An 11,217-nucleotide genomic window follows, 5' to 3' on the forward strand; every position below is an offset into this window, starting at 1 on the left:
TCGATGCCATCGGCGACATATGTCACCTCTATCAACCCGACGAATGCTCCAACTTCTTCGTCAAAGCTGGGTATGGATCAGATTAACGGCACGATACTCTAGACTAGGTCGTGAACTCATAAATTTGTGCGGCGCTTAATTTGCAGCTGCGGGTAGGTCGACCTTCACTGCGTGAGTTTGGATGGGGGTGAGCAGGAACACCGCCGCGCTTGCTAGGCCGACGATCCCCCAAGCGTACCGACGGGCACGAAGATCGATGACGGCCTTGACTATGCAGTAAATGGCGGCCGCAAGAGCCGCAAAATTCCAGAGGTAAAACGTCCACATGTGCTCAGGCTATCAAGCCTGACGACGGCGGGCAATGTCGGCAAGAGCGCGTTCATGCTTCCATCTCGAGCCAGTTTCTGATTCAGGCTCTTCATGAGCCGATATGACCTTACCGACTTCGAGTGGCGCGTGATCGAGCCGCTACTGCCCAACAAACCGCGAGGCGTGCCGCGCGTCGATGACCGGCGCGTGCTTAACGGTATCTTCTGGGTGCTGCGCTCCGGCGCGCCATGGCACGATCTGCCCGAGCGCTACGGGCCGCGCACCACTTGTTACAACCGCTTCGTACGATGGCGGAAAGCTGGTGTCTGGGACAAGATGATGGACGCTATCACCGCCGCGCACGACGGCGAAATCCAGATGATCGACAGCACATCCGTTCGCGCCCACCAACAGGCCGCGACGGCAAAAAGGGGGATCGAGATTATTGTCTCGGTCGCTCCCGAGGCGGGCTCACGACCAAAATCCACGCCGTCGTCGATGCGCAAGGGCTCCCGATCCGGCTCGGCCTGACGGCGGGACAGGCGCATGACGGGCAGATCGCTGACGCGCTGCTCGATCACCTCGGCCCTCGCACCATCGTGCTGGCAGACAAAGCCTATGACGCTGACCGCGTCCGCGCCTTAATCGAGGATCAGGGCGCCACGCCGAACATCCCGGCGAAATCCAACCGGAAGTGGAAACCCTGCTTCAGTAAGCGGCTCTACCGCGAACGCAATCTGATCGAGCGCTTCTTCTCCAAATTGAAGCACTTCCGCCGCGTCGCCACGCGATACGACAAGCTCGCCGAAAACTTCCTCGCCATGGTCCAGCTCGCCTCAATGCGGCTCTGGCTCCGCAATTATGAGTCTACGACCTAGATAAAATAGAAATCGGCGGCCGATAGCGCTGGCGTGTTGAGGAGGAAGGCCTCGACATGGGCGGGATCGGCGCCTGTTCCATCGGCGTCGAACCACAGCGCCCGTGTGGTCGTGTCGAAATAGAAGGTCGGTGTGGCGGCGACGGAGGTTACACCGGCGCCGGTAAGGAAGCTGACACCATCGACGAGATGGGTGCCGGCGGCCACACCAAAGACCGAAGCCTGGAAACCGAGCCAGTCGCCCTCATTGTGGTTGAAGTCGTAGACCGCATCGGGGGCGTCGGCACTCGCGGTGAAGAAGAAGGCGTCGGAGCCGCTGCCGCCGATCAACTGGTCGCTGTCGGCGCCGCCGATCAGGAAGTCGTTGCCGGCACCGCCATCGAGCACGTCCTGTCCGGCCTCGCCCTGCAGCACATCGCCGTCATCCTGCCCATAAAGCGCATCATTGCCGTTGCCGCCGAACAGGCTGTCGCTGCCCACCTCGCCGAACAGCGTGTCGGCCCCGTCATTGCCGTAGAGGGCATCGTTGCCGTTGCCGCCGGCGAGCAGGTCGGTGCCGTCATTGCCCAGCAACAGATCGTCGCCATCCTGCCCGAACAGCGCATCATTGCCGTCCTGCCCGTAGAGCAGGTCGTTGCCCGCGCCGCCGGCCAGCGCGTCATTGCCCGCTTCACCGAACAACGTGTCATTGCCCGCGTCGCCGTACAGGCCGTCGTCGCCGGCTCCGCCGACAAGCATGTCTTCGCCATCGCCGCCCTGAAGGATATCATTGCCATCCTGGCCATAGAGCGTGTCGTTGCCGATGCCGCCCTGCAGATTGTCGTTGCCGGCTTCGCCGAACAGAGTGTCGGACCCGTCCTGCCCGTAGAGCAGGTCATCGCCATTGCCGCCGGCCAGCGTATCGTCGCCGGTTTCGCCCCACAGGACATCGTTGCCGTCCTGGCCATAGAGCGCGTCATTGCCGGCGCCGCCGACCGTGGTGTCGTCGCCCTCATTGCCCTGGAGGACGTCATTGCCATCCTGGCCGAACAGCGTGTCATTGCCCAGGTCGCCCAGCAGGGTGTCGTTACCGATCTCACCGAACAGGGTGTCGTTACCGTCTTGACCGTAAAGCGTGTCGTCACCGACGCCGCCGGCAAGCACGTCGGAGCCTCCGCCGCCCGCCAGCATATTCGCACCGGCGTCGCCGATCAGGCCGTCGTCGAATGCGGATCCGATCAGGTTCTCGAAGCCGGTCAGCGTGTCGATTCCGGCACCGCCGGTGGCCTGTGGGCCCGCGAGCGTGAGCGCGACCGAAACAGCGAAAGCTGCGCTCGCGTAAGAGGCTGTGTCGATGCCAGTTTCCCCGTCGAGCATATCATCGCCCGCCCCGCCCTCCAGAACGTCATTGCCACCGCTACCGCTGAGCACATCGTTGCCTGTGCCACCCGTCAAGGTGTCGGCCCCCGCGCTGCCCGTCAGCGTGTCATTGCCGCCGCGTCCGTCGAAAGTAATTCCCGCATGGCCATCATCGGAAATCGTCGAAACATCGAAGGTGTTCGCATTGTCATCGCCCAATATAGTCGACGTGTAACCGGCCGTAATAGCTCGCACATCTTCGACATTGCTGATTTGATATAAAGCGGAAAAGGCCGTCGCGGTGCCCGCCGCCAGATCGACGGTAAACCCAATGTTGGTCTCCAGTCTATCCCTCCCCGTGCCTCCATCGACGAGTCCGCTGGTCGGTTGCCCGAATGTGCCAGAGACGAAAAAACGATCATCTCCCCCTTCTCCGAACAGTTTATAGGCGCCGCTGCCGAACAGGGTATCATTGCCTTCCCCAGCCCGAACTTCGATCGGGGTTTTCTGATTGTCGGGAAGAAAATCGGTATCGTTTGCCGACCCCTGTAAGATGAGTTCGATGTTCGTCAGGGTATAGGTCTGTGATCCGACATGCATGCCTAATACACCGCCAGATAGCGTGCCGACCGTAACGGGCGATACAAATCGTAGATCGACCGTGTCATAGCCCGCGCCACCGTCGATTTGCCCAGCGGGCAAGTTTTGGGTTGTGTACTGGATCGCGTTGAAACGGATTGTATCATCGCCATCGCCGCCAAGAATCTGGTCGGCTCCCAACCCAGGCGAAATGACATCGTTTCCGGCGCCGCCTTCCAACCGATTTGCGCCCGCATCGCCGACGAGCGTGTCGCCGAAAGCGGAACCGACGATGTTTTCGAAGCCGGTCAGTGTGTCGATGCCAGCGCCGCCGGTAGCTTGGGGCACTGTAAGGGTGAGGGACACCGAGACTGAAGACGCTGCTCCGGCATAAGACACGGTATCGACGCCCGCGCCGCCTTCCAGAATGTCGTCGCCCGCGCCGCCTTCGATCACATTGTCGCCGGACGATCCCGTCAATATGTCGCTGAACCCCGAGCCCCGCACGCCTTCGATGCTCAAATAGGTGTCACCGGTCGCGCCGGGGCCGGTGTGCGTACCCAGCCCGAGGTCGACGGCGATCGCGCCGCCGCTGTTCTCGTAACTGGCAATGTCATAGCCCGCGCCGCCATCGAGCACATCCGCACCGTCGCCCCCCATCAGGATATCGTCGCCACCGCCGCCCTCGAGCCGGTTGATGCCGCCATCGCCCGTCAACTGGTCGGCGAATGCGCCGCCGCGCAGATTTTCGATTCCAAGAAGCAGGTCGATCGCCGATCCTTCATGCGATGTAGCAAACACGAATAAGGGCGGGGTCGATCCCGGCGTCGCGACTGGTCCGGTGTCGAGACTAGCTACCACGCCTTGCGCCGCCGACTGGTAGCTTGCCGTATCGTTTCCGTTGCCGCCGATGAGGACGTTCGAGCCGGAAGAACTGATCAGCACGTCATCGCCATCGAGCGCCAGCAGGATTGCATGCTTGGCATCGGCGGCCAGCTGATCGCCGCCGGTCGTGCCGACACGGCCAGTGGTGGTTGTGCTGAGCGCCGTAAGGTCCGGCGTATGTGCGATGATCGATGGCAACTGAAGATCGTCATTGCGGTCGGTGATAACCGCGTTGATGATTGTAACATCGGTCGTTCCGAACCAGTTTTGCGCGGCTGACATCTTTCCGTCGATCGAAACAGCCAGCGCGACCTTGCCAATATCAAGAAAGTCGTTGCCACTGACATCCAGCGTGGCGGGGCTATAGGTGGCCCAGTTCACCACTGCACCAGAGCCGTTATAGGTGGAGGGGCTCCAGTTCAGGAAGACATTGTCGGTGACTTCGACATTCTTCATCGTGCCGATGCTCAGGCCGACAGAGTCGATATATACGTTGCCGGAAAGCACACTTCTGCTGGTTGGGTACCAGATATAGGATGCCGCAGCATCGTATATGAAGCTGTCTGTGATCGAAAAGGAACCGTAAGAACCGTTTCCGAGAGCGGGCAGGAATGTGCCGCCAAGCATGTTCGCGTGACTGATGTCTAACCTGCCGGGGTCGTTCGAGTCGTTCCCGAATGTTATTCTCAAGCGGTCAAGCGTTATGCGCTGCTCATCCGTCCCTATTGCTGAAAGCGTGCCGAAAACATCGATCAAATGCCCTGCTGCGTTTACAATAGCGCCCGGCTGTATTGTCAATGTCGTTCCGGGTGCGATCTGAATGTCGGACGTCAGGTTGTGCACTGACCCGGTGGTCCATACTGTGTCCGTGTTTATGATCGTCGGCACATCGTTCCCCTATGCTTTATCAAGCATGTAGTGAGACCACGTCAGAAGTCGATGGTTGATCTTTGTGTACCAAAGATCGGCACGCCTGATAGGATTGATCGCTATAAGAAGTAGAAGTCCGCGGCCGATAGCGCTGGCGTGTTAAGGAGGAAGGCCTCGACATGGGCGGGATCGGAGCCCGTGCCGTCGGCGTCGAACCACAGCGCCCGCGTGGTCGTGTCGAAATAGAAGGTCGCGGTGGCGGCAACGGAGGTGACGCCGGCACCGGTGAGGAAGCTGCCGCCATCGACCAGATGGGTGCCGGCGGCCACGCCGAAAGCCGAAGCCTGGAAGCCCAGCCAGTCGCCTTCGGAATGGTTGAAGTCGTAGATCGCGTCGGGGGCGTCGGCGCTTGCGGTGAAGAAGAAGGCGTCGGAACCGCTGCCGCCGATCAACTGGTCGCTGTCGCCGCCGCCGATCAGGAAGTCGTTGCCGGCGCCACCGTCGAGCACATCTTGGCCGGCCTCGCCCTGCAGGACATCGCCGTCATCCTGCCCATAAAGCGCATCATTGCCGTTGCCGCCGAACAGGCTGTCGCTGCCCGCCTCGCCGTACAATGTGTCGGTCCCGTCATTGCCATAGAGGGCATCGTTGCCGTTGCCACCGGCGAGCAGGTCGGTGCCGTCATTGCCCAGCAGCAGATCGTCGCCATCCTGCCCGAACAGCGCATCATCGCCGTCCTGGCCGTAGAGCAGGTCGTTGCCCGCGCCGCCGGCCAGCGCGTCATTGCCCGCTTCACCGAACAACGTGTCATTGCCCGCGTCGCCGTACAGGCCGTCGTCGCCGGCTCCGCCGACAAGCGTGTCTTCGCCGTCGCCGCCCTGGAGGGCATCATTGCCATCCTGGCCATAGAGCGTGTCGTTGCCGATGCCGCCCTGCAGATTGTCGTTGCCGGCTTCGCCGAACAAAGTGTCGGAACCGTCCTGCCCGTAAAGCAGATCATCGCCATTGCCGCCAGCGAGGGTGTCGTCGCCGGTCTCGCCCCACAGCACGTCGTTCCCGTCCTGGCCATAGAGCGCGTCATTGCCGGCGCCGCCGACCACGGTATCGTCGCCTTCGTTGCCCTGCAGGACGTCATTGCCATCCTGGCCGTACAACGTGTCATTGCCCAGGCCGCCCAGCAGGGTGTCGTTACCGATCTCACCGAACAGGGTGTCATTACCGTCTTGACCGTAAAGCGTGTCGTCACCGCCACCGCCGGCCAGCACGTCATTCGCTCCGGCGCCAAACAGCGTGTCGGCGCCGCTCGTTCCCTGAAGGTTGAGCGGGGCGGGGGCGAAGATGAAATCCGCATTCGTCAGATCGGACGGCAGGATGCCGACCAGGGTTATCGATCCGCCGAAGTCGTTGAGCGCGATGAAGGTCGAGCCGGTCGGGGTTGCGCCGGCCTGGACGGTCGAGATCGTTGATGCGAGGCCGTTGATACTCGTAAAGCCTAGCGCGGACAGGTCGATCCTGTCGCCATGTGCAAAATCCAGGATAGTATCAGCGCCGAAGCCTGCGCTCGCATAGCGAAAGACATCGTTGCCCGTTCCGCCACTCAGTGTGTCCGAACCCGCGCCGCCGTCTATAAGATCGTCATCTGCGCCGCCGTCGATATGATCGTTATCAGACCCTGCCAGGATAGTGTCGTTACCGGCAAAGCCGTAGATTGATCCGCCGACGTGACCGGAGTGGCCATCATACACATCGTTGCCCAAATAGAGGCCGATATCGTGGAGAACGGTGCCTGCGTTGGTGAAGGTAGATGACAGGCTGACGTTCACATGCTGATTTACATAATTGGGACTGGGGAAATGCGCGACGTCGTAGCCAACGCTGCCGACCGTGCTCGTCTGATCGAGTATGAGTGTGCCGCCCCCGATCGCGAGACCGACATTCGCGTTAGGCGATACAGAGTGGGAAAGAATCAATAGCCCATCAGTATCCGGAATAATTGTTGAGTAATTATTGGCGTTCAGAAGCGTTATATTCGAAACTGTAGATGAAAAACTTCCGGAATTTATAGATTCGAAATTCGTAAAGGGCGTTAAATCAAGAATGCTTCCGGAATCTACAAGTATATTCAAAATATCAAAGCCATCACCACCGTTAATGAGCCCGTGAATATCTGGAGGTGTTTTGCTATAAGTGCTCCGAGAAAAATCGCTGTATGTAAAGGCGTCATCGCCATCATTTAGATTTACGTTTCCAAGCACTTCACCGAAATTGCTTACGGATACCATCTCATCCTTGGTTGTGCCAATAATATTGTTAAATACCGAACCTGGGCCAACAGTTGCGATGGAGGCCCCATTGATATTCAAATCGGCGCTGGGATTTATTGAAAAAAGGAAATTATTCAATCCGGAAGAAGTGAGAGAGACGGATGAGAAACCAGAGAAAGATTGAATATTGGCGACATTCGCACCAACCAGCAAATTTTCCAGTCCTGAGAACTGATTGCCGAAGGTTTGGCTTATCGTTCCTGACAAGAGCAACGTATCGATGCCTGCTCCGCCGATGATCGAGGGTAGATTGTGGACGCTGCTTGCCTCGAACGTGTCGTTTCCATTGCCGAGGTCATAACGCCCGAATGTCGTGCCATATTCGTGAACGCCATCGTCGCCATCGCCCAGGTTTATCCGGCCGATAATTAAACCGTGATTTTCCAGGACATCCGCGCCGGCGCTGCCCGAAATGACTGGAGCCGTGTCGCTTGAGTTGAAGGACGCAATCACCGACTGGTCGTTATAGATGTAACTGCCGAGGCCCGTTACGCGGATCGCCGCAGTGGCCGAATCTGATGACGATATTCTCGCCCCACCGCGATTGATCAGACGATCGCCATCGCCGTTTAGATCGAATGCAGGCGCGCCGGAAAGGTCCGCGGTGTTGATATATTCAGTCTGTGCCCCTGAAATTACCTGCGTCACATTCGGTCCCCGCTAAGGCGCCATATCGCGCCAGTCGCGCAGAATACGGCAAAATCGAATATCTCAATCCTGTGCATGCGACTTGCCTTCCGGACAGCGGCAAGCGTTCGGCGCGAATCGATCTGTCAGGATAATCGGCTCGCACGCCCTCACGGCACAATCAAACCGAAATATACCCGATATGGAGTGAATCTCTACCCGATAGCCACCCGGCTTCACTCCCTGAACGACCGCGCGAAATGATCGCCCAGCGGCTTGAGCAAGAACGACAATAACGATCGCCGGCCGGTTTCGACGAAGGCCTGGGCCGGCATCCCCGGCACGAGTTTGAGACCTTCAAACCGCTTCAATTCCTGATCGGAAATCATGATGCGCACGCTGTAGAACGCCGCTCCCGTTCGCTGATCTGTTGTGCGATCCGGTGCGACGCGGGTCACCATGCCCCGCAATTCGGGTGTCGTCTGGCGATTGAAGCCCGTGAACTGAACCCGCGCGGACTGCCCGATATGGACGCGATCGATATCGTTGGGGCTGATCGCGGACTCCACGATCAGCCGGTCCTGGTCGGGAACGATCTGGAGGATCGTCTGGCCGGCCGGGATCACGCCACCCACCGTGCTGAAGGCAAGTTTGTCGACAAAGCCGGACTGTGGGGCATGCAATACCGCGCGATCGAAGGTTTCCTGTGTCATCGCGCGCCGGACCGCCTGATCGGCGAGTTGCACGTCGACTTGCGCGAGCTCGGCGCCCGATGTGCTGCGCAGATCCTGATCGATCTGGATGATCTGCGCGCGAATTTCGGCCATGCGCGCGCGCCCTTGCGCCAACGCGGCCTCGTTGCCGGACTTGTTCGCGGAAATGTCGACGGCTGTGCGCTCGAGCTGATTGAGCCTTCCGATCGTCGTGAGCTTCTTGCTCCACAATTCACGCATGCCCACCAGTTCCGGCTGGATGAGCCGAAGCTGCTGCTCCGCATCGCCGATCTGCGCCTGCGATGCACGATTTTGTTGTTCGATCTGATTGAGGCGCTCGTTGAGCTGCGATCGCTGATTTCGGCGCGCTTGCTTTCGCATCGCAAACAGCTGGAGTTCCGCCTGCTGGGCGGCTTTTGCATCCGGATCGGCGGACGTCGTCAGTTCTTTGGAAAAAATGGGTGAGCCGCCATCGATCTCGGCCTGCAACCGTGCGCGCCGCGCGAGAACACGGAAATAACTTCCGCCCGCGGCCGCGGCGGTTATGCCGCTTAGCGCACTGTCGAGGCGCATCAGCGCCTGGCCGGCCTTCACATGGGATCCATCGCGAACGAAAATCGCGGCCAGCACGCCGCCCGTAGGATGGCTGATCTGCTTGATGCTCGATTCTACGCTGATGCTGCCCGGCGCAACCACGGCCCCTCCCACTCTGACGAACGTTGCCAGCGCGAACAGCACCAGGAACAGGAGGCCCACGGTATAATCGATTTGCCGGCCGGTCTGACGCAGCACGGACGCGGAAACATCTTCCGGCTCGGGCCGATCGCTCCGCTTCCGGATGACCTCAAGCATCGCGCACCGCCGTTATCTCCGTCTTGACCGGTCTCAGCGATTTCGCGCGATCGAGAATTCCCTTCCATATCGCGTCGCGAGGTCCGAACTGCGCCAACTGACCCTGGCGCATCTCGCCGATCTTGTTCAGAACTTTCAGAATTTCGATACGGTGCGCGGCAATGATCACAATGCCCTTGCGCTGCCGAACGGCGATCACGGCCGCCGCGAGCGCAGCTTCGCCTTCGACGTCGAGATTGCTGTTCGGCTCATCGAGCACGACCAGAAAGGGATTGCGATACAAGGCGCGCGCGAGTCCGATCCGCTGCCGTTGTCCGGCGGACAAGGACTGGCCATCACTTCCAATCGGCGTCTCATAGCCTTTCGGCATTCGCAGGACGAGATCGTGGACCGCAGCCTGTCGCGCCGCCGCGATGATGTCATCCATGGTGGCCGCAGGATCGAAGCGCGAGATGTTTTCTGCGATCGTGCCGCTCATCAATTCCACCGATTGGGGCAGGTATCCGATATGGCGGCCGATTGCGTCCGGCTCCCATTGCGAAATGGCGGCGCCATCGAACCGCACTTCGCCCGCTTCGATCGGCCAGATTCCGATCAGTCCGTGAAGGAGCGTCGATTTGCCTCCGCCGCTGGGGCCGATCAATGCCAGGCCGTCACCCGCTTCAAGCCGGAACGAGACGCGGGTGACGATCGGCAGTTCACCCAGGGGGGCCTTGACGGAGAGATCCTCGACGACGAAATGCCGTTCCGGTGCCGGCAATGGCAGGCGCGGGGGCCGCGCCGGCATGGCTTTCAGCTGATCGTTCAGACGAGCGAAGGACAGTCGCGCGGCGGCGAGGCCCTTCCAGTTTGCGATTGCGCTTTCGACCGGCGCAAGCGCGCGCGAAGTGAGAATGGAGCTCGCGAACATGATGCCGGCCGATGCCTTGCCGTCGAGCACGAGGAGCGCTCCGGCCGTCAACACCATCGACTGCGTGAACAACCGAAATACGCGACTGACCGAGCCGAAGGTCGCACTTGCACCGCCATGTTTGCGTTGTGCGTCAGCGAGGGGGCGGGCCAACGTCGACCAGCGCCGGACAATCCAGCCGCGCATTCCCAGCGCGTCGATTACATCGGCATGGCGGAAGGCTTGGTCAATGAAGGATGCCCGGCCGGCGGCAGCCGATGCGGCGCGCCGGGCCGGTTCTCCGGTTCTGCGATCGGCCAGCAGCGTCAACCCCAGCAGAACGAGACCGGACACGAGTGCGGTCAGGCCCAGTGTCCAGTGAATGAAGAACAGGACCGTGACGAAAAATATCATCCATGGCATGTCGATAAGTGCGACAGGGCCGCTGCCCGTCAGGAACGATCGGACATTGTCGAGGTCGCGAATGAGCTGGGGTCCCGCTGAACCGAGCGATCGGTTCATCATCAGCGAAAAGGTGCGCTCGGTGAGCAGGCCATCGAACAGCAAGCCGATTCCGATCAGCATCCGCGTTCGCATGAGGTCGAGAGCGGCCTGGAAGATGTAAGCCGCGGTCACGATGACTGCCAGCCCGGTCAACGTTTCCCGGCTCCCGCCCGGAAGCACCACATCGTAAATCAGCGTCATATATATGGAGCCGGCGAGCACCAGCAAGTTGAGCGCGATGCTCGCGACCACGAGTTGCCGCACGAACGATCGACACGCTCCGATCGCCGCGGAGAGTTCGGGCGCGAGTTCGTCTATCGATAATGTCGGGAATGTCGCGCGCATCGCGCTACTTCTAGAGCGTCGCGCTGATTTTGTGAATCGATTGATTCCCAAGCGGAGAAGTTTGTGATTCAACCTCGTTGGAGGTGGATCATGGGGATATGTCGA

At 60.1% G+C, this 11,217-nt stretch carries 4 protein-coding genes and 1 pseudogene; 1 reads left to right on the forward strand and 4 read right to left on the reverse strand.

The window, feature by feature from the left end; genetic code table 11:
- The first annotated feature begins 420 nt into the window (after positions 1-420).
- A pseudogene (locus BLS13_RS19985) lies at positions 421-1,187 on the forward strand (IS5 family transposase).
- Here the strand turns inward: BLS13_RS19985 and BLS13_RS19990 are convergent.
- From BLS13_RS19990 to BLS13_RS20005, 4 genes are all read right to left on the reverse strand, one after another.
- Positions 1,184-4,444, reverse strand: coding sequence for a calcium-binding protein (locus BLS13_RS19990; protein WP_176943707.1), 3,261 nt, complete (start codon positions 4,442-4,444; stop codon positions 1,184-1,186). The pseudogene BLS13_RS19985 and the gene BLS13_RS19990 overlap by 4 nt on opposite strands.
- A 533-nt stretch (positions 4,445-4,977) precedes the next feature.
- Positions 4,978-7,830 carry a calcium-binding protein gene (locus tag BLS13_RS19995; protein ID WP_093454777.1) on the reverse strand — a complete coding sequence of 951 codons (2,853 nt, stop codon included), beginning with the start codon at positions 7,828-7,830 and terminating at the stop codon, positions 4,978-4,980.
- Between the two features lie 215 nt (positions 7,831-8,045).
- Complete coding sequence (locus BLS13_RS20000; protein WP_093454779.1) at positions 8,046-9,374, reverse strand: HlyD family type I secretion periplasmic adaptor subunit; 1,329 nt, start codon at positions 9,372-9,374, stop codon at positions 8,046-8,048.
- Complete coding sequence (locus BLS13_RS20005; RefSeq protein WP_093454780.1) at positions 9,367-11,112, reverse strand: type I secretion system permease/ATPase; 1,746 nt, start codon at positions 11,110-11,112, stop codon at positions 9,367-9,369. Before BLS13_RS20005 ends, BLS13_RS20000 begins: the two co-directional genes overlap by 8 nt.
- Positions 11,113-11,217 lie beyond the last annotated feature (105 nt).

This window comes from Sphingomonas sp. YR710, assembly GCF_900101455.1.
GTDB lineage: Bacteria > Pseudomonadota > Alphaproteobacteria > Sphingomonadales > Sphingomonadaceae > Rhizorhabdus.